This window comes from Brevibacterium sp. Z349TD_9 (genome assembly GCF_056173565.1).
The window spans coordinates 3,461,495-3,480,682 of sequence record NZ_CM149680.1 but is presented as its reverse complement, the minus strand read 5'-3'; the positions used below and the strand labels follow the sequence as shown (position 1 = coordinate 3,480,682).

Annotated in this window: 13 protein-coding genes and 1 pseudogene; 6 read left to right on the top strand and 8 right to left on the bottom strand. The window is 68.7% G+C overall.

The window, feature by feature from the left end; all coding sequences use genetic code 11:
• Positions 1–20 precede the first annotated feature (20 nt).
• Positions 21–2,126: a RecQ family ATP-dependent DNA helicase gene (locus tag AC0VYB_RS16080; protein ID WP_475384844.1), complete on the top strand. Its 2,106-nt coding sequence runs from the start codon at positions 21–23 to the stop codon at positions 2,124–2,126.
• Between the two features lie 64 nt (positions 2,127–2,190).
• Here the strand turns inward: AC0VYB_RS16080 and AC0VYB_RS16075 are convergent, their stop codons facing one another.
• From AC0VYB_RS16075 to AC0VYB_RS16065, 3 genes are all read right to left on the bottom strand, one after another.
• A complete protein-coding gene (locus AC0VYB_RS16075) occupies positions 2,191–2,958 on the bottom strand; it encodes a VOC family protein (protein ID WP_009378918.1) in 768 nt (255 codons plus the stop codon).
• 86 nt (positions 2,959–3,044) lie between these two features.
• Positions 3,045–3,818, bottom strand: coding sequence for an isocitrate lyase/PEP mutase family protein (locus AC0VYB_RS16070; RefSeq protein WP_475384843.1), 774 nt, complete (start codon positions 3,816–3,818; stop codon positions 3,045–3,047).
• Between the two features lie 268 nt (positions 3,819–4,086).
• Positions 4,087–5,811 carry an amidase gene (locus tag AC0VYB_RS16065; RefSeq protein ID WP_009378920.1) on the bottom strand — a complete coding sequence of 575 codons (1,725 nt, stop codon included), beginning with the start codon at positions 5,809–5,811 and terminating at the stop codon, positions 4,087–4,089.
• Positions 5,812–6,091: 280 nt separating this feature from the next.
• Between AC0VYB_RS16065 and mobA the strand changes: the two genes are divergently transcribed.
• Positions 6,092–6,691, top strand: coding sequence for a molybdenum cofactor guanylyltransferase (mobA, locus tag AC0VYB_RS16060; RefSeq protein ID WP_009378921.1), 600 nt, complete (start codon positions 6,092–6,094; stop codon positions 6,689–6,691).
• Between the two features lie 407 nt (positions 6,692–7,098).
• Positions 7,099–10,758 (top strand): efflux RND transporter permease subunit, encoded by a 3,660-nt coding sequence (locus tag AC0VYB_RS16055; protein ID WP_009378925.1) that lies wholly within the window; start codon positions 7,099–7,101, stop codon positions 10,756–10,758.
• A gap of 54 nt (positions 10,759–10,812) precedes the next feature.
• On the opposite strand, the gene AC0VYB_RS16050 is transcribed toward AC0VYB_RS16055, so the two are convergent.
• Positions 10,813–11,601 (bottom strand): FadR/GntR family transcriptional regulator, encoded by a 789-nt coding sequence (locus AC0VYB_RS16050; protein WP_009378926.1) that lies wholly within the window; start codon positions 11,599–11,601, stop codon positions 10,813–10,815.
• Between the two features lie 248 nt (positions 11,602–11,849).
• On the opposite strand from AC0VYB_RS16050, the gene AC0VYB_RS16045 reads away from it, so the two are divergent.
• Positions 11,850–13,118 carry an alpha-hydroxy acid oxidase gene (locus AC0VYB_RS16045; RefSeq protein ID WP_009378927.1) on the top strand — a complete coding sequence of 423 codons (1,269 nt, stop codon included), beginning with the start codon at positions 11,850–11,852 and terminating at the stop codon, positions 13,116–13,118.
• A gap of 148 nt (positions 13,119–13,266) precedes the next feature.
• Here the strand turns inward: AC0VYB_RS16045 and AC0VYB_RS16040 are convergent, their stop codons facing one another.
• From AC0VYB_RS16040 to AC0VYB_RS16030, 3 genes are all read right to left on the bottom strand, one after another.
• Positions 13,267–13,923 carry a response regulator gene (locus AC0VYB_RS16040; RefSeq protein ID WP_009378928.1) on the bottom strand — a complete coding sequence of 219 codons (657 nt, stop codon included), beginning with the start codon at positions 13,921–13,923 and terminating at the stop codon, positions 13,267–13,269.
• 4 nt (positions 13,924–13,927) lie between these two features.
• Positions 13,928–15,811, bottom strand: a complete 1,884-nt coding sequence (locus AC0VYB_RS16035) for an ATP-binding protein (RefSeq protein WP_009378929.1) — start codon at positions 15,809–15,811, stop codon at positions 13,928–13,930.
• A 70-nt stretch (positions 15,812–15,881) separates the two neighbouring features.
• Positions 15,882–16,157 (bottom strand): hypothetical protein, encoded by a 276-nt coding sequence (locus AC0VYB_RS16030; protein ID WP_373270474.1) that lies wholly within the window; start codon positions 16,155–16,157, stop codon positions 15,882–15,884.
• On the opposite strand from AC0VYB_RS16030, the pseudogene AC0VYB_RS16025 reads away from it, so the two are divergent.
• Both AC0VYB_RS16025 and AC0VYB_RS16020 read left to right on the top strand, forming a co-directional pair.
• Positions 16,039–17,461: pseudogene (locus AC0VYB_RS16025) on the top strand (CitMHS family transporter). The gene AC0VYB_RS16030 and the pseudogene AC0VYB_RS16025 overlap by 119 nt on opposite strands.
• A 9-nt stretch (positions 17,462–17,470) precedes the next feature.
• On the top strand, positions 17,471–17,932 hold the full coding sequence (locus AC0VYB_RS16020) for a universal stress protein (RefSeq protein ID WP_009378930.1): 462 nt from the start codon (positions 17,471–17,473) through the stop codon (positions 17,930–17,932).
• A gap of 148 nt (positions 17,933–18,080) precedes the next feature.
• Here the strand turns inward: AC0VYB_RS16020 and AC0VYB_RS16015 are convergent, their stop codons facing one another.
• A complete protein-coding gene (locus tag AC0VYB_RS16015; RefSeq protein WP_009381314.1) occupies positions 18,081–19,076 on the bottom strand; it encodes an HNH endonuclease in 996 nt (331 codons plus the stop codon).
• Between the last annotated feature and the right edge of the window lie 112 nt (positions 19,077–19,188).

Here is a 19,188-nt window from a genome sequence, read left to right as displayed (position 1 = left end):
CCCCCGCCTAGACTGGGCGCATGACGGAGAACAGCCTGCTCACCGACTTCGACGCCGACGCACGGACCGTGCTCGCCGAACTCACGGGCAACCCGAACGCCGAGTTCCGCGACGGTCAGCTCGAGGCGATCCGCGACCTCGTCGTCGGCCGCAGGCGCGTCCTCGTCGTCCAACGCACCGGCTGGGGCAAGTCCGCCGTCTACTTCGTCGCCACCCGCCTCCTCCGTGCCGCCGGCGGGGGTCCGAGTCTCATCATCTCCCCGCTGCTCGCCCTCATGCGCGACCAGATCGCCGCCGCCGAGCGGGCCGGGGTCCGGGCGGCGACGCTGAATTCCTCGAACGTCACCGAATGGGACGACGTCCTCGACGAACTGCGCGCCGGCAGCCTCGACGTCCTCCTCATCTCCCCGGAACGGCTGAACAACCCGCAGTTCCGCGACGAGGTGCTGCCCCAGCTCATGCGCTTCCTCGGCCTCATCGTCGTCGACGAAGCCCACTGCATCTCCGACTGGGGGCACGACTTCCGCCCCGACTATCGACGGATCGGCCACATCCTCTCAGAGCTCCTCGGGGACACCCCTGTGCTCGCGACGACGGCGACGGCGAACTCCCGCGTCGTCACCGACGTCGCCGAACAGCTCGGTGACGACACGACCGTCGTCCGCGGGGAGCTCGCCCGCGACTCCCTGCGCCTCGGCGTCCAACCCGGCCTCGACCCCAGCGCGCGGATCGCGTGGCTGGCCTCCCACCTCGGCGACTTCACCGGATCGGGCATCGTCTACACGCTCACGGTCTCCGCGGCCGAGGACATCACCCGGATCCTGCGCGACCAAGGCCACGAAGTGCGCGCCTACACGGGGCGGACGGACGCAGAGGAGCGGGCCGAACTCGAGCAGATGCTCAAGGACAACCGGCTCAAGGCGCTCATCGCCACCTCGGCGCTGGGGATGGGATTCGACAAACCCGACCTCGGATTCGTCGTCCATGTCGGCGCGCCCTCCTCGGCCGTCGCCTACTACCAGCAGGTCGGTCGCGCCGGTCGCGCCACCGAATCCGCCGACGTCCTCCTCCTGCCCGGGGCCGAGGACACGGAGATCTGGGAGTACTTCGCGACCGCGTCGATGCCGAGCCAGTCCGATGCGAACGCCGTCCTCACCGCCCTCGCCGAGGCGGACGGCCCCCTGTCCGTCGCCCGCTTGGAGACGCTCGTGGGGACGAAGCGGACCCGACTGCAGCTGCTGCTCAAGACCCTCGAGGTCGAGGACGCCGTCGAGAAGGTCCGCGGCGGGTACGTCTCCACCGGCCGAGGCTGGACCTATGACCAGGAGCGCTACGAGAAGGTCGCCGAGGTGCGCGGCGCCGAGGCGCAGGCGATGCTCGACTACGAGTCGACCGGTGCCTGTCGGATGGAGTTCCTCATCCGCCAGCTCGACGACCCGGATCCGCGCCCGTGCGGACGCTGCGACAACTGCGCCGGGGTGTGGTGGTCGACGGAGATCACGGAAGCCAGCCGCCAGGACGCGGCCGGGACGCTCCACCGGATCGGGCTGCCGATCGAAGCGCGGAGCACGTGGCCGTCGGGGATGGCGAACATCGGGGTCTCCCTCAAGGGCCGGATTCCCGCCGACGAGCTCGCCGAGGAGGGACGCGTCATCGCGCGCCTGAGCGATCTCGGCCAGGGGCAGGTGCTGCGGGAGTTCCTCGCCCCCGATGCTCCCGATGCCGAGGTTCCGTCGCAGATCGGGAAGTGGTGCCTGCAGGTGCTCGGCGAATGGGACTGGGCGGTCCGCCCCGAGGTCGTCGTGTCGATCCCGAGCGCGCGGCGCCCGGTCACGGTGCGCTCACTCGCGGCGAACCTCGCCTCGGCGGGACGGCTGATCGACGGCGGTGAGCTGCTCCAGGTCCACGACCACGGCACTCCCGACGTCAACAGTGCCTTCCGCGTCAAAGACCTCCATGACGCGTTCGTCGTTCCCCCTGAGGTCGCCGAGGCGGTCGCCGGCAAGGCGGTCCTCCTCGTCGACGACGAGATCGTCTCCCGGTGGACGATGGCGATCGCCGCCCGTCAGCTGCGACTGGCCGGTGCTGCCGCGGTGCTCCCGTTCGCCCTGGCGATGCGAGGGTGAACGGGAGCACCGCGCACTGAGCCCTCTGTGGCGTGCGCTGAGCCCAGTGCTGTGGGCTTCTCGCTCAGAGGTCCTGGTGCAGCTGGAACGTCGCGCCCTCGGGATCGGCGACGGTCGCGATGCGGCCGAACTCCGAATCCTCGGGCCCGTCGAGCACCTTGCCGCCGAGTTCGACGATCTTCGCCGTCGCGGCATCGACGTCGGCGACGTTGAAGTACGTGCGCCAGTACGAGTTCGAGACCCACTGGCTGGCGTCGCAGATGCCGGCGACTGCCTTCTCGTTGCCGCCGTTCGTCGCGTACTTGATGTCCTGGCCCTCCATCTCGATGAGTTCGAAGTCGAAGGCGTCGACGTAGAACTCGCAGGCGGCGTCGTAGTTCGTCGTCATGAGTTCGAACCACACGGGCGTACCAGGAACGAGCGGAGTCTCGAAGCCGGTGAACTCATCCGCCTGCCACATGCCGATCGGTGCCCCCGTGGGGTCGACGACGACGGCCATCTGCCCGAGCGGTCCGACCGCCATCGGCCCGACGACCTCGTGTGCGCCGTCGTTGACGGCCTTCTTGAAGGTGTGGTCAATGTTCTTCGTGTTGAGATACGTCGACCATGCGGTCGGCATCGACGGCTCCGGGGTGCCGTCCATGTTCATCGCGCGCATGAACCCGGCGACGTCGACTCCGTCCTTGCGGGCAATATGGTAGTGACCGAAGTCAGGACCCTGGTCGACGATCTCCCAGCCGAAGAGCTCCTCATAGAAGCGCTTCATCCCGTCGAAGTCCTGACAGACGTAGTCGATCCAACAGGGCTGACCTTCGCGTGCATTCTCAGGCATAGCATCTCCTCGTTGTGGTGCTGCGGGTGGTTGAAGGGGCGGTGCGTTCTGGGGTGGCGACGGATCACCGTCGCCGAGGTGGGGGATCAGTGCCAGGCCCGCGTGACCTCGGCGAACTGCGGGCGCAGGGCCGCCTGGAGCAGCGGGCCGAAGGACACGCGCTTGACGCCGATCTCGGTGAGCTGGGCGAGACCGAGTCCGTCGGGAATCGCCCCGTCGACCGGCTTCGCGGTGACGTTGAGCGGTAGGGGCACCTCGGCGACGACGCGCTTGAGGGTCTCGGTGTCGGGCATCGCGACGGGGTAGACGGAGTCCGCACCCGCCTCGGCGCACAGCTGGAGGCGACGGATCACCTCGGCGGTGGGGTCGTCGAATCCCTCTGGGGACTTGAAGACGTCGGTGCGGGCGTTGATGACGACGTGGACGCGCTGGGCGTCGGCGGCCCGGCGGAGGTCGCCGATGTACTCGGCATGCTCCTCGGCGGTGCGGAGACGACCGGCGCTGTGGACGGAGTCCTCGATGTTGACGCCGACGGCACCGGCCTCGAGGAGACCGGCGATGAGATCGGGTGCAGGCGTGTCATAGCCGGATTCGAGGTCGGCGCTGACGGGGACGTCGACGGAGGCGGTGATCCGGGCGATCCCTGCGAGCGCGTCCTCGAGGCGCATGTTCTCCCCGTCCGCCAAGCCGAGGGAGTCGGCGAGTGGGTGGGAGCCGACGGTCAGGGCGGTGAACCCGGCGTCGACCATGGCGTTCGCCGACCAGGCGTCCCACACGGTGGGCAGGACGACGGGTTTCGCCTGGTGGTGGGCGTCGAGAAGGGCGGCGGCGCGGTCCGCGAGCACAGAGAGGTCTGTCATGGTCCCCACTGTTGCACCACTTGCCCTGAACGCGCCAGCACTATCACCCATTCACCCGAAGAATTCAGAATCACCCGAGGTGGGAGGGAAGACCCCGCGACTTGAGGACCCGCAGTGTCGATCTTCGCGCGCATAATCGACACTCCGGGTCCTCAAGTCGAGGGCAACGGGGGCAGCAGGGCGCCCGCCTCCTCGCGGCGGGTGCTGGTCACTCTGGACAGGGTTCCGGCCCGAAGATCTGCCTGAAGTGACCAGTGCCCGTGGGTGGTCAGAGACGCGGGGTGCGCGGGGGGACCTCGCGGCGGTCGCCGGTGGCCTCGAAGGCGGCGGCGAGGGCGATGAGCGCCGAGTCGTCCCAGCCGCGGCCCGCGATCGTCAGCCCGACGGGGATGCCGGTGTCGGCCATCGTGCCCATCGGCACCGTCACCGACGGGATCCCGAGATGCCTGGGCACGAGGTTGCCGTTGGCCACCCACGTGCCGTTGCGCCAGCCGAGGTCGGCGGAGTCCTCGTCGACGTCCATGTCGGCGGGTCCGACGTCGGCCATCGCGGGGAAGATCACTGCGTCGAGGCCGTTCTCATCCATCCACGCCTCGAGGTCGACCCGCCGGCTGAGTTCGAGGCCGTGGACACCCTCCTCGAGGTGCGGGATGTCCGTCATCGCGGCATACGGGTGCTCCCGCACCTGTGCCGGGTATTCGGCGATGTCGTCGTCGAAGCCGGTGTAGCGGTCGGGCAGCGCACCCTCGGGGTGGGGGAAGATGAGGGCCCCGTCCACCTCGGCGAGCGAGCTGAGGTTCGGGTCCCCGTTGGCTCCGAGGAAGTCGTCCCACGCCCATGCGGAGAGGTCGACGATCTCCCGCTGCAGGTACTCGGGGCTCACCAGGCCGCGGGTTGCGATCGTCGGGGCCCCGGGGCGGTCGCCCTCGTAGTTGCTCACGACGGGGAAGTCGGTCTCGACGACCTCGGCGCCGGCGGCCTCGAGGTCACGCCGTGCCGCCTCCCACAGGGCGATGACCGAATCGCGGGTGACGACGCGCTCACCCGTGGGTCCGCCGATGCCGCCGTCCGGGTTCGTCCCGGCCTCAGGGTCGGCGTTGATGTACATTGTCGGCACGCCGAGGCGCTTGCCGTGAAGCGTCGACTCCGCGGCTGCGCGGTCGGTGGGCAGCAGCGAGGCATACGAGTCGGGGCGGACCGCGGAGGCCGCGGGGATCTCCACCCACGGCTGCACCCGCCAGAAGTCCCCGCGGGTCTGCTCGTCGTCGGCGACGATGACGTCGAGGACTTCGGCGAGGTCGGCCATCGTGCGGGTGTGGGGGACGACGACGTCCATCGTCGGCACGAGCGGCCAGTTCCCGCGCACCGAGATCACCCCGCGCGACGGCGTGTAGGCGATGAGCGCGTTGTGCGAGGCCGGCGCCCGACCCGAGGACCAGGTCTCCTCCCCGAGGCCGAACGCCCCGAAGCTCGCCGTCGTCGCCGTCCCCGACCCGTTCGACGACCCCGAGGCGAAGGCGCTGGTCAGCCAGTCGGCGTTGTAGGGGCTCTCGGCGCGGCCGTAGAGTCCGCGCTGCATGCCGCCGTTGGCCATGGGCGGCATGTTCGTCAGGCCGAGGCAGATCGCCCCGCCCGCGCGCAGCCGCTCGATCGTGAACGCATCCTTCTGGGCGATGAGATCGGCGAAGGCCGGGGAGCCCGAGGCGACCGTGAGCCCGGTGACCATGTAGCTGTCCTTGGCCGTGTACGGGATCCCGTCGAGGGGGCCGAGCGTCTCCCCGCGGGCGCGCCGCTCGTCGGAGGCGACCGCCTCGGCGCGGGCCTCGGGGTTGGCGACGATGACGGAGTTGAGCTTGGTCTCGGTGTCGGGTCCGTCGTACGCGGCGATCCGCTCGAGGTAGGCGTCGACCAGGTCCGCCGAGGTGGTCTCCCCGGACTCGAGCGCCTCGCGCAGGGTCGCGATGGAGGCCTCGACCACGTCGAACTTCGTCATTCTCGTGCTCCTTCGGTGGGTGGGACGGTGACCGCCCGGTGGGTGGGACGGTGACCGCCCGAATGGGTGGGCAGCGGCCGCCTAAGGTGCGGGCAGCGGCCGCCACACGTGCGGGCGATGGGTGCCCCACCAGTATCGCCCACGCACGCCGAGGCGGGCCTACGATTTCCGTCGCCACTGATCCCGAGGCTGCAAGAGAACCTGTCAGAACGACGTCGGGCGGATCGGGACCGCCGAACGGATCAGGACCCCCGAACGGGCCGGGACGTAGGATCGCACTATGTCTCTGCGCGCCATCATCCTCACCGGAGGTCGCTCGAGCCGCTTCGCCGGAGTGCACAAACCCGGGGTCGAGCTCGCCGGCCGGACTGTCATCTCCCGCATCCTGGCGACCGTCCGCGACGCGGATCCCCTCGCCGAGGTGGTTGTGGCCGGACGTGCCGATGGACTCGACGCCGAGGAGGCGGAGACCGTTGCGATCGTGCGGGAACGGCCGGAGTTCGCCGGGCCGCTGGCGGGGATCGCCGTCGCCGATGCTTCCTCGGCAGCCGAGCGCGCCGACATCACCCTCGTCATCGCCGGCGATATGCCGATGGTCACCGCGAACCACATCGCCGACCTCATCGAGGAGTGCGCCCGGACCGGACGTCCCGTGACCGGCACCGACGACCGCGGCAAGGCTCAGTTCCTCTGCGCGGCATGGCCGAGCCGATTGCTGCGCTCGCGCCTCAAGGAGATCGGCGATCCGACGGACAAGGCGGTGAAGCTCCTCTTCGCCGAGGGTGAACCGATCGTCATCGACGTCGACCCGGGCGTCGTGCTCGACTTCGACACCGCCGACGAGCTCGCCCGGGTCCGGTCTCGATTCGACGGAGACTGATCGGCCCCCACCCGGCGGCCGGCCATCCGGTCGCCCCTCGCCGGAGGAGCATTTCCGCAGGTCGAAGACGGGGGAAAACACCCCTGTGGTCCCGACCGCGCGCCCCTAGGATCGAACCGTGAGCACCACCTGAGACTACGCCGACATCTCCCATGAAGGGATCTCTCCCCGGAGGAGCATCCCCCATGAGGGGGAGGCGAATGACAACTTTCGGGGGACGCGCCACGCCTGCCGAGCCTGAGAGACTGAACTCGTTCGTCCGACGAACGCCGCCCTCGACCTGCGCACCGGTCGCCTCGTCCGGTCGCCTCGCACCCGACCGCGTCGTCCCCGATCGCCCGCACCGCAGCCCATCGGCGCCACCCTGCGCCCGAAAACCGGAGGAACCCGTGTCCCAGCTGACCAGGATGAGTCTGAAGAACCGTCTCATCGTCGGACTGCTCACCCTCGTCATCGCCGTCTTCGGCGTCGTGGCGACGACCTCGCTCAACCAGGAGACGATGCCGTCGGTCGACCTCCCGGGCACGACGGTGCAGGCGACGATCCCCGGCGCCTCACCCGAGGTCGTCGAGGAGACAGTGACGAAGCCGCTGGAGACGGCCCTCGATTCCGTCGGCGATCTCGAATCGGTGCAGACGACCACCTCGGCGGGGATGATGTCGGCCTCCGTGACGTGGCCGTTCGGCAAGGACTCGGAGAAGATGGCCGACTCCGTCCGGTCCGCCGTCGACGGGGCGAAGGCGAATCTGCCGGCCGACGCCGAGGTGGAGGTCCTCTCCCAGCAGATCGACGACTTCCCCGTCGTCATGTTCGCCGTCTCCGGCGGGGACCCCGCCACCCTCGGCGACCGCCTCGAGACCGACCTCGTCCCCGAACTCCAGGCCATTGAGGGCGTGGCGAGCGTCGACGTCTCCGGACAGACCGAGCAGCGGGTGAACATCGCCTTCCGCCCCGACGACGTCAACGACAAGGGCGTCGTCACCGCCTCCGTGCCCGACGAGCTCAAGGGGGCGGGCACCGTCGTGCCCGCCGGGCAGAGCGCGCAGGGGGAGACCGCGATGGCCGTCGAGGTGGGCACGCCCGTCGACGCTGTCGAGCAGATCGAGAACACCCCGATCCGCACCGCCGACGGCACTGTCCTGTTGAAGGACGTCGCCGACGTCTCCCTCGACGCGGTCGAGAAGACCTCGCTCTCGCGCGCCGGAGGCAAGGACTCGGTGACCGTGTCCGTCGTCAAGGGCCAGGACGACAACGTCGTCGAGGTCTCGAACCGGGTGGCCGAGGTCCTCGCCGCCTCGCAGTCGACGCTCGGCGACGACGTCGAGTTCACGACGATCTTCGACCAGGCACCGGAGATCGAGAAGTCGATCAAGGACCTCTCCGTCGAAGGCGGCCTCGGCCTCCTCTTCGCCGTCCTCGTCATCCTCGCGTTCCTCGGCTCGTTCCGCTCGACCGTCGTCGCCGCGATCTCGATCCCGATGTCGCTGCTCATCGCGATGATCGGCCTCATGGTCGGCGACTACACCCTTAACATCCTCACCCTCGGCGCGCTGACGATCGCCGTCGGCCGCGTCGTCGACGACTCCATCGTCGTCATCGAGAACATCCGCCGCCGTCAGGGCACCACGGAGCTGACGATCCCGGACATCGTCGCCTCCGTCCGGCAGGTCGCCGGAGCGATCACCGCCTCGACGCTGACGACGGTCGCCGTCTTCCTCCCCATCGCCTTCGTCGACGGCATCGCCGGGCAGCTCTTCCGCCCGTTCTCCGTCACCGTCACCCTTGCCCTCCTCGCCTCGCTGCTCGTCGCCCTGACGATCGTGCCCGTGTTCAGCTACTGGGTGCTGCGGCGCAGCCCCAAGCCGCTGTCGCCGAAGCGGCAGGCCGCCGCCGACGAGCGCTACGAGGCGTGGGTCGCACGCCAGGAGGCGAAGTCGCAGCGCCGGGCCGAGCGCCGGCAGGCGAAGATCGAGAGGAAGAACGCCAAGCGCGCCGAGAAGGGCAAGGAGCTCCTCCCCGCCGCCACGGTCGTGCCCGCCCCGCGTCCCGTGCCCGGCGAAGGGGAGGCCTCGGACCGCATCGACCGTCTCCAGCAGCGCGGACTGCCCGCGATCCTCGCCGCCCTCCGCCACCCGTGGCGCACCATCGCCTTCTCCGTCGTCGTCTTCATCGTCACGATGATGCTCGCGAGCTTCCTCAAGACCGACCTGCTCGGCTCCGCGGGACAGAACTCGCTCTTCGTCACCCAGACCCTGCCAGCCGGTGCCTCCCTCGAGGCCAGCGATGCGGCAGCGAAGCGGGTCGAAGAGGTCCTCGGTGCCGACGGCGACGTCGAGACGTACTCGTCGACGGTCAACGGACCCGAATCGGGGGCCGAGAACAGCTTCAACGTCACCCTCGCCGAGGACTCCGACGGCCAGGCCGCGATCACCCGGATCCGCAGTCAGCTCGAGGGCCTCGGTGACGACGCCGGCGAAATCGAGGTCCAAGGCGCCGGCGGCGGCGCGAACGAGGACGTCGAGATCACGCTCTCGGGCTCCGACCTCGGCGCCCTGCGCAAGGCCGCGGATGCCGTGACGGCGTCGATGGCCGAGTCGACGGGGGTGGCGACCGCCCGCAACGACCTCGCCTCCGACCAGCCGATCATCCAGGTCGACGTCGACCGGCAGAAGGCCGCGGACTACGGCTACAGCCAGGCCGAACTCGGTCAGGCGATCGCCGCCGCTCTCCACGGCACCGAGGCGGGCACAATCACCCTCGAGGGGGAGGAGCGCGACATCTTCATCGCGCCGACGAACCCCGACGCCTCACCCGATGAGATCCGTGCGCTCGAACTGCCCGTGACCGAGGTGCAGACGAAGAACGCGCAGGAGGACGCAACCGACCGGATCAAGGAGGAGACCGACGCTCGGGCCGAGCGCGCCCAGCGCAGGGCCGAGGACGATGCGGCCGAACAGCTCGACGCCGCCCGCGAGGCCCGCGACACCGCCGCCGACCAGCTCGAGGAGGCCAGGCAGGCGCTGCGCGACGTCGAGAACCCGCCCGCGCCGAAGAGCCCGGGTGAGATGCGCCAGGACCAGATCGACCAGGCCCGTGAGGGCGTCGAGGCGGCGGAGAAGGGTCTGCGCGAGGCCAATCAGGCCATCGACGACCTCATCGACGGTCAGGCCGAGCAGCGTCAGTCCCAGGCCGAGGACGAGCGGCTGGCCGACGAGCAGGAGGCGATCACCGACATCAAGGGCGATCCCATCACCGTCGACGAGGTCGCCGAGGTCAGGGAGACGACGACGCCGGCGACGATCACCCGCGCCGACGGCAACCGTCAGGTCACGGTCTTCGCGACTCCGGCCGAGGGTCAGCTCGACGCGGTCAACGCGGCCGCCCAGCAGCTGACGACGACGATGGATCTGCCGGCCGGGGTGAGTTTCGACGTCGGCGGTGCCAGCGCCGAACAGGCCGAGTCCTTCGCCCAGCTCGGATGGGCGATGCTCGTGGCGATCGTCCTCGTCTTCCTCGTCATGATCGCGACGTTCCGCAGCTTCGTCCAACCGCTCATCCTGCTCGTGTCGATCCCCTTCGCCGCGACCGGTGCCGTGCTCCTTCTCCTCGCCACGGGCATTCCGTTGGGCATCCCCTCGCTCATCGGCCTGCTCATGCTCATCGGCATCGTGGTGACGAACGCGATCGTCCTCATCGACCTCATCAACAAGCTGCGCGACCACGGCATGGGCCTCGAGGACGCGATCGTCCACGGCACCCGACTGCGCCTGCGCCCGATCCTCATGACGGCGGCGGCGACCGTGTTCGCGCTCATCCCGATGTCGCTCGGGCTCACCGGGGGCGGGGTCTTCATCTCGCAGCCGCTGGCCGTCGTCGTCATCGGCGGGCTCACCTCGTCGACGGTGCTCACCCTCATCCTCGTCCCCGCGCTCTACCTCCTCGTCGAACGGCGCAAGGAGCGGGGTGCCGCGCGTCGAACCGAGAAGGCCGCCCGGAAGCAGGAGGCCGAACAGGCGCGGATCGAGGAGGAGACCGCCGAGGTGGTCGGCCGGCACGCGGGGGAGTGACAGACCAGCCCGGCTCGGGCTCCCGCCGAGGCGGTCCTGGGCGGTCCCGTCCTGTCAGCCGTCGGTGAGTGTCGGCAGCGCCTGCGCGGCGGTGAGGATGTGCTCCTCCGTCAGCTGCGCGGCGCGGCCGGCGTCCCCGGCGGCGATCGCATCGCGGATCGCGTGGTGCTGGGCCTGCAGGGTGGCCATGAGCTCGGCCGGGTCGTCGACGGCGCGGAAGGCTGCGAGGATCGGGCGGCGCAGTGAGCTGCGGATCGCCCCGGTGAGGTCGGAGAAGAGCTGGTTGCCCGTCGCCTGGGCGATGGCGACGTGGAAGTCGGTGTCGGCGTCGTTGAACACCTCGAGACTGATGCCGGGGGTGTCCATGATCGCCAGGGTCGCGTGAAGGCGAGCGAGGTCGTCATCGCTCGCCTGCGCCGAGGCCAGCGCCGCGCTCGAGCGCTCGAGCTGGATGCGCGTCTCGATGACCTCGTCGACGCTGAAGTTCGTCAGCGCGACGTGGAGGCGGAGGAAGCGGGTGAGTGCCTCGCGCGGCAGGGAGGCGATGAATGTCCCGGCTCCCCGTCCCGAACCGCCGCTCGAGCGGATGACGCCGAGGCTCTCGAGCACCCGCAGCGCCTCGCGCACGCTCGCCCGGCTGACCTTGAGGCTGGCGGCGAGTTCGCGTTCGGCGGGCAGGGGATCGCCGACGGCGAGCGAACCGGCCATGATCTGCTCCTCGATCGCGTCGATGACGAGCTCGTGGGTGCTCGGCCTCGTCACCGGCCTCCACTCCGGGCTCTGGGTCGCCGCCGCGGCCTCGGCCGCCGCACCTGCCGTGCCGCCGGCTGCCTTCTCGCTCATCCCGTTCCCTCCTCGGCGCTCGCCGCCTGTCCGCCGGTCGCTTGTCGCTCGCTGCCTGCTCGCCGTCGCCCGACATCTCGCGACGGCAGTACCACAGCAACCCGTGCACCCTTGACGGTCTTCCGCATTCGGTCCTATGCTCAGATTAATGGTCTGACCTCATGAATGTCATACGTCAGACCGGCGGCCCTCTCAGCGCCCGGCGCATCCCCGAGCACGGCACCTCGCAGAACGAAGGAGTCCCATCCATGGTCAAACGGCAGATCCCCAAGCCCGCGGAGATCTTCGAGCTGATGAAGTTCAAGAAGCTCGAACTCGACCCGAAGAAGCGCCGCCTCGACGCGGCGCTGACGATCGAGGACCTGCGCAGGATCGCGAAGCGGCGCACGCCCGCCGCGGCCTTCGACTACACCGACGGCGCGGCCGAGGGCGAGATCTCGATGGACCGCTCGGTGCAGGCGTTCGAGGACATCGAATTCCACCCCTCGATCCTGGGCGACGTCTCCCACGTCGACACGACGACGCAGATCCTCGGCGGCAGCTCGGCCATGCCGTTCGGCATCGCCCCCACCGGCTTCACCCGGCTCATGCAGACCGAGGGGGAGATCGCCGGCGCCTCGGCCGCCGGCGAGGCGGGCATCCCCTTCACGCTCTCGACGCTCGGCACGACCTCGATCGAGGACGTGCGGGCAGCCAACCCGTATGGACGCAACTGGTTCCAGCTCTACGTCATGCGCCAGCGCGAGATCTCCTACGGACTCGTCGAACGCGCCGCGCAGGCCGGATTCGACTCCCTCTTCTTCACCGTCGACACACCGGTCGGCGGGGCCCGGCTGCGCGACGTCCGCAACGGCTTCTCGATCCCCCCGCAGCTCACCCCGAAGACCGTCCTCAACGCACTCCCGCGGCCCTGGTGGTGGTGGGACTTCCTCACGACCGAGAAGCTCGAGTTCGCCTCTCTGTCCGAGACCGGGGGCACCGTCGGCGAGCTCATCGACTCGGCGATGGATCCGACGATCGACTTCGACGACCTCGCGACGATCCGCGGGATGTGGCCCGGGAAGTTCGCCGTCAAGGGCGTCCAGACCGTCGCCGATGCGAAGCGGCTGGCCGACCTCGGCGTCGACGCCATCGTCCTGTCCAACCACGGCGGTCGACAGCTCGACCGGGCACCCGTGCCCTTCGAACTCCTCCCAGAGGTGGCCCGTGAGGTCGGTGACGACGTCGAGATCATCATCGACACCGGCATCCGCAACGGTGCCGACATCGTCGCCTCCCTCGCCCTCGGCGCGGACTTCACGCTCATCGGCCGCGCCTACCTCTACGGACTCATGGCCGGCGGCCGCGCCGGCGTCGACCGGACGATCGCGATCCTCCGCGAGCAGATCGAACGGACGATGAAGCTCCTCCAGGTCTCGACGGTCGCCGAACTCGAACCGAGCCACGTCACCCAGCTCTCGCGCTTCTCCCGCGCGGACCGGGCCGCCGTCGACGACGTGCAGCGCGAACTCGGCTGAGGCCGGGGCGCTGTCCCCGCTCAGCGACCCAGCGAGGAGGATCCGGTGCGAGATCGGCGTCGATGTCGCACCGGATCCTCCTCGCCGACGTCGTCCGACCGGGGCGCCGTGTCGGGCACGGGCGCTGACCCCGGCCTCGCCGAGGCGGTCACCCCGTCTGGTAGAGATGTTCGGGGCGGCCCGTGCTCCCGTACTGGAGGGTGACAGTGACCGCCCGGGACTCGGCGAGCTTCGCGAGATGCCGCTGTGCGGTCGCGCGGGAGGCCCCGACCGCCTCGGCGATCTCCACCGCCGTCATCGGCTGCTTCGCGGCCTCGAGCGCATCGAGGATCCTGCTCGTCGTCGACGACCGTGTGCCCGACGCCGACCCCGTGCCGGAGGACGAGGCGTCGTGGAGGGTCCGCAGGAGGCGGTCGAGATCGGCCTGCTGCACCCGGTCGCGCTCCCAGTAGCGGCGATACCGGGCGTAGCGGCGTAGGAAGGACTGGAGGTGCTCGGCGGAGAAGGGTTTGACGATGTAGGTCAGGGCGCCCGCGCGCAGCGCCGAGCGGACGGTCTGCGGATCGGCGACGGCGGAGAGCACGGCGGCATCGACCTCGGTCTCGCGAATGAGCTCGACGCCCGTGCCCTCGGGCAGGACGTAGTCGGCCAGCAGCAGGTCGACGTCCTGCTCGGCGAGCACGGTCCGCGCGGTGCGCAGATCCTGGACCGGATCGAGCGCCCGGAAGCCGGGAACGTCATTGACATACTGCGCGTGGATCCTGCCCACGTAGAAGTCGTCGTCGAGCACGAGCACATCGATCATCAGCTCACTCCTTCTCTGTCTCGTCGGCGCGCGGCACGGTCGTGTCGTCTGTGCGCGGCGGTTTCTCGTCGTCCTCGATGAGCACCCCGGGCAGGCGCATGCCGAAGCTCGCCCCGCCGAGGTGAGGGTCGTGTCCGTCGACGAGCCACACCCGACCGTCGTGACGGTTCGCGACCCGGCGGCACAGGGCGAGTCCGAGACCGAGCCCGTGGATCGGTCCGGCGCCGTCGTCTGACCGGTCCCCGCCATCTGCGCGTTCGCCGGCACCTGTGGTCTGCGCATCGCCGCTCACGCCCTCGTCGAAGATCCTCTCGGCGTCGGCCGGATCGATGCCCGATCCGGTGTCGGTGACGAGCCCGTGGAGCTCCCCGTCGGCACCGAGGAGTTCGACCTCGACGAGGTCGGAGACGGGCGGGCGTGCGGCGGCCTCCTCGCCCGAGGTGCGGCGGCGGACGACGGCGCGCACGGCATTGTCGATGAGGTTGCCGAGGACGAGCGTGACGTCCTCGGGGTCGGTGACCCTGCCGATCACGAGGGAGTCGGGGGCGACCCGCAGGGTCACACCCGCCTCGGCGGCGGTGGTGCCCTTCGCCTCGAGGACCGCACGGAGGTACGGGTCGGTGATCGGGTCGAGGCCTTCGACGGGGGCGGCCAGGGGGCCGGTGCCGAGGATCGACTCGAGGTAGCTGCTCGCCTCATCGGTCGCGCCGGTGTCGACGAGGCCGAGCACGGTGTGGAGACGGTTGGCGAACTCATGGCGCTGGGCGCGCAGGGCATCGGCCATCGCAGTGACGGATTCGAGCTGTCGGGCCATGGTGAGCATCGTCGTCTCGTCGCGCAGCGTGACGACGCCGCCGACGGAGACGCCGTCCCGGCGCACGCGCACCGCTGTGGCGAGCAGGATCTTGTCTCCGACAGTGATCCGCCGGCGCAGGGCACCGTGCTCGGGGGCCTCGGCCATCATCGTCCGGATCGACACCGGCAGGTCGTCGACGACGCCCTCGCGGGAGTCGACGATGTCCTCGCGGACATCGGCACCGTCCTGTGGGGGAGCGGCTGCGTCGCCTGGAGAGTCCGTGTCCGAGCTGTCCGTGCCGGTGTCGTCGGCCGCCTCGGCGAGGAGGTCCCGGGCGGCGGCGTTGCTCAGGGTGAGCTCCCCGTCGGAGTCGAAGCCGAGGACGCCGTCGTCGAGTCCGCGCAGCACCGCCCCCTGGTCGCGGGCCATCTCGGCGAGCTCCTCGGGACCGACGCCGAGGGTCTCCCGGCGCAGGCGCCGCCCGAGGGTGATCGACGCGAGGACCCCGATGCCGAGGGCGAGGACGGAGACGGAGCCGAGGGCTGCGAATTCGCGGCGGAGGTCGGCGTTGAGCACCGAGGTGTGGATGCCGACCGACACCTCGCCGACGACCGTGCCGTCGCCGGTGGACGAGTAGATGGGGACCTTCGCCCGGACCGTGCTCCCGAGCGTGCCGACCTCCTGGGTGACGGATTCACGGCCCGCGAGCGCCTCGTCGGGCGAGGTCGAGACCGGCTTGCCGATGAGGTCGGGGTTTGGGTGGGTGAGCCGGATCCCGCGGTCGTCGGTGATGACGGCGAACTGGATGCCCGAGCGGTCGCGCAGCTCCCGGGTGATCGCGCGCAGCGAATCGGTGATCTCCTTCGCCGGCATCGGGTCGCGGGCCTCCGAGGCCCGGGTCGATCCCTCCCGCACCTCCGGCGCCGAGGCGAGTGCCCGGGCGGTCGCGAGCGCCTCGGTCTCGCTGACATCGGTCACCGCGCGCGCCGCCATCCACGCGAACACGCCTGTGACCAGGGCCAAGGTCGCCACGATGACCGCGAGCTGGCTGACCAGGACACGGCGGGAGAAGGCTCGAGATGAGCGGGACACCTCTCCACATTAGCCACCACTGAGCAGAATGAGCAAAAGTGGCAGAACAGGCAGAACGCGATCAGTGCACTTAAGCGCGCGGCGATGATCGCCTCGGGTCTAGCGTGTATCCCGCATCACAAACGCCTTCGAAGGAGAAGTCCGTGCTCGTCATCCTCGGATTCGCGATGATCGTCGTCTTCATGACGCTGATCATGACCAAGCGACTCTCGCCGATCCTGGCACTCATCATCGTCCCGACCATCTTCGGTCTCTTCGCCGGTGCCGGCCTCGGCATCGGCGAGATGGTCATGGACGCCATCGCCTCGATGTCGTCGACGGCTGCCCTGCTGCTCTTCGCCATCATCTACTTCGGCATCATGATCGACGTCGGACTCTTCGACAGGCTCGTCGAGTTCATCCTCCGCATCGCCGGCAACGACCCGGTCAAGGTCGTCCTCGGCACCGCGCTGCTCACCGGTGCCGTCTCCCTCGACGGCGACGGGTCGACGACGTTCATCGTCGTCACCGCCGCGATGCTGCCGATCTACCAGCGCCTCGAGATGTCCCCGGTCGTCCTCACCTGTGTGGCCGGCCTCATCAACGGCACCCTCAACATCGTCCCGTGGGGCGGGCCGACGGCCAGGGCCTCCTCGGCGCTGCAGATCGATGCGAACGAGATCTTCGCCCCCATGGTTCCTGCGCTCGCCGCCGGGCTGCTCGTCTGCTTCGTCTTCGCGTACTTCCTCGGACTCTCCGAGCGTCGCCGGCTGGCGAAGAACGGCGTGACCTGGGTCGAGGACCGCACGAAGGGCTTCGGCCGCAAGCGCGAACTCGTCGGCGCCGTGGCGCGCTCATCCTCCGGGGCGGGTGCCGTGGCAGGTCCGACCGGCACCGGCGCCACGGGCGGCACTGGCACCGGCTCGGGCACCACCGGCACCGGAGCGAAGACCTCCGTCGGCGGACCCGACGACGGTGCCGACGAGGACACGGAAGCCGCCTCGGCGAGCTCCCTCACGGACACCGCACTCGACCCCCAACCGTCCGACGCTGCGGCCGAAGCTGTTCTGGTTCAACCTCTCGCTCACGCTCGCCGTCATGGTCATGCTCGTCCTCGACGTCCTGCCGCTGCCGTACCTGTTCATGATCGCCATGGTCATCGCGCTCATGGTCAACTTCCCGAAGATCAAGGACCAGCAGGCCGAGCTCGCCTCCCACGCCTCGGCGATCATCGCCGTCGTCGCCATGGTCATGGCCGCCGGCGTGCTCACGGGCATCATGAGCGGCACCGGGATGGTCGATGCGATGGCCGCATGGCTCGTCGACGTCATCCCGTCCTCGATGGGACCGTACATGGCTGTCATCACCGGTCTGCTCTCGATCCCGATGACGTTCTTCATGAGCAACGACGCGTTCTACTTCGGGATCCTCCCGGTCCTCGCCGAGACCGCCGCGCACTACGGGATCTCGGCCGCCGACATGGCCCGGGCGTCGATCACCGGTCAGCCCGTGCACATGCAGTCGCCGCTGGTGCCCGCGATCCTCCTCCTCGTCTCTCTCGCCGGCGTCGACTTGGGCGACCATCACAAGAAGGTGCTGTGGCGGGCGCTGCTCGTCTCGCTCGTCATGCTCGCCGTCGGTGTGCTCATCGGCGTCATCGCCATCGGATAAGGGGCCGTCATGACCGATCTCTACTCGACTCCCCGTGACCGTCGTCCTGTCCCGTCCCTGCAGGTGGCGGCCTCGGCCGGCATCGCCGAGGCGGAGCGCACCGTCGTCCTCGCGCTGCGTCTCGATGCGCCGGAGACCGTTCTCGACACCGCGCTGCGCATGGCCCGGTTCGAGAAGGCGGCGCTGCGGGTCGTCGTCTTCTCCTCCGACAGTCCCGCGGGCCCGCTCGACAATGATCCCGCCCAGATCACCGAGCTCGTCGACGCCCTCAGCTCCGCGGGCGTCGAGTTCGAGGTCCTGCGCGCCGAGGCGGACGTCGCCTCCCAGGTCATCGACCTCGCCGAGGGGTGGACGGCCGAGCTCATCGTCATCTCCACCCGGCGGCGCTCGGCGGTGATGAAGCTGCTGCTCGGCTCGAGCGTCCAGCGCGTCATCCTCGAGGCGAGCTGCCCGGTGGTCGTCGTCAAGTAGGGGAGCGGTTGGCTCCCAAACTCTGAATTCTAAAGTCTTCCTTGTGCTCAGTAACTGACAAACGAGGGAGTTGGATGTTAGCGAGCTTGGTTGTTTCGAGACGCTTAGCGAGCGTCTGCGCAATGAGTACAACCGTGCTGGGCCAGAACTAGTATTTGTTTGATTTCGACCGGTTGCACCGCCAGCACAGAGTTTGCAGGTTCTCAATCTCCGAGAGCCCACCTTTGGAGATCGGCTTGATATGGTCTACTTCGAGCAAAAGGTGGGGCTCTGCTGCGAGCGAGACTGAACAATAGCGACATGTATGGTTGTCTCGACGCTTGATGAAGCTTCGGAGACTTGCCGTCATCAGCGCTCTCTGACCGGCAGCGCTCTTCTTGAACTTGAGCTTTTCGTCGATGCGTTCAATCAGGGCGTCAACTGTTTCCGAATTGAGCGTGATCGTAGTGCGCTGTGAACTGTTTCCACCAGCGCTGACGTACTCAAACGCATAGACCGGGTACGGGACGGTCACGGGTGAGACCTCGACTCCCATCTGCGCATTGAATTCATCTGCGAAGTACTTGAGGATGAAATCTGGCGGATTGATCGACCTGCGAATGCTCGCCTCGCGCATGCGCAGATTCTCAATAGCCGACTCCAGGCGAGATATATCGTTCCCGAGCCGTTCTGCGTCCTCCAGGCTCTCTTCGTCGACAGACACTTCGAAGTACTTCATCAGATACTTGATCGGGTCCCCGCTGGCATTGCGCACAACCTGCAGCGAACAGTTGTGGACGTGACCCGATTGATAGTCGGCGATGTTTCTGTCGCGACGGTAGTTATGGTGACTTGTGTTCTCAAATGTTGCCAAATGTGCGTGGCGGCCTGTGCCAGACACGCCTAGATCGAACGACCCTTGCTGACGGATCTCGGACGTATAGTTCGAGACCGCGTTGTGCTCTGCTACGAATGATGACAACGCCTGCTTGTGGGCTTGAAACTCCTCGCTGGCAAAGTACCTATTCTTGCGAATGTTGCGCACGACCTTGGGGATGATAACCGCGCCTGCCCAGATGATCGCAATAGCAAGCGCAAGTGGCCAGAACTGGACCACAAGGAAAACCGCCACGATCAGTGCGACAAGAACAATGATGACTGGCATAACTAGACGAGCTCCTTTGCGGCTTGGTCGAGGGGCTGCTCAGGAATCGTTGTCGACTCGTCAACGTTTGCGCTGCCCGTTCACATTAGAAGTGTAGTCATTACCCCTGACG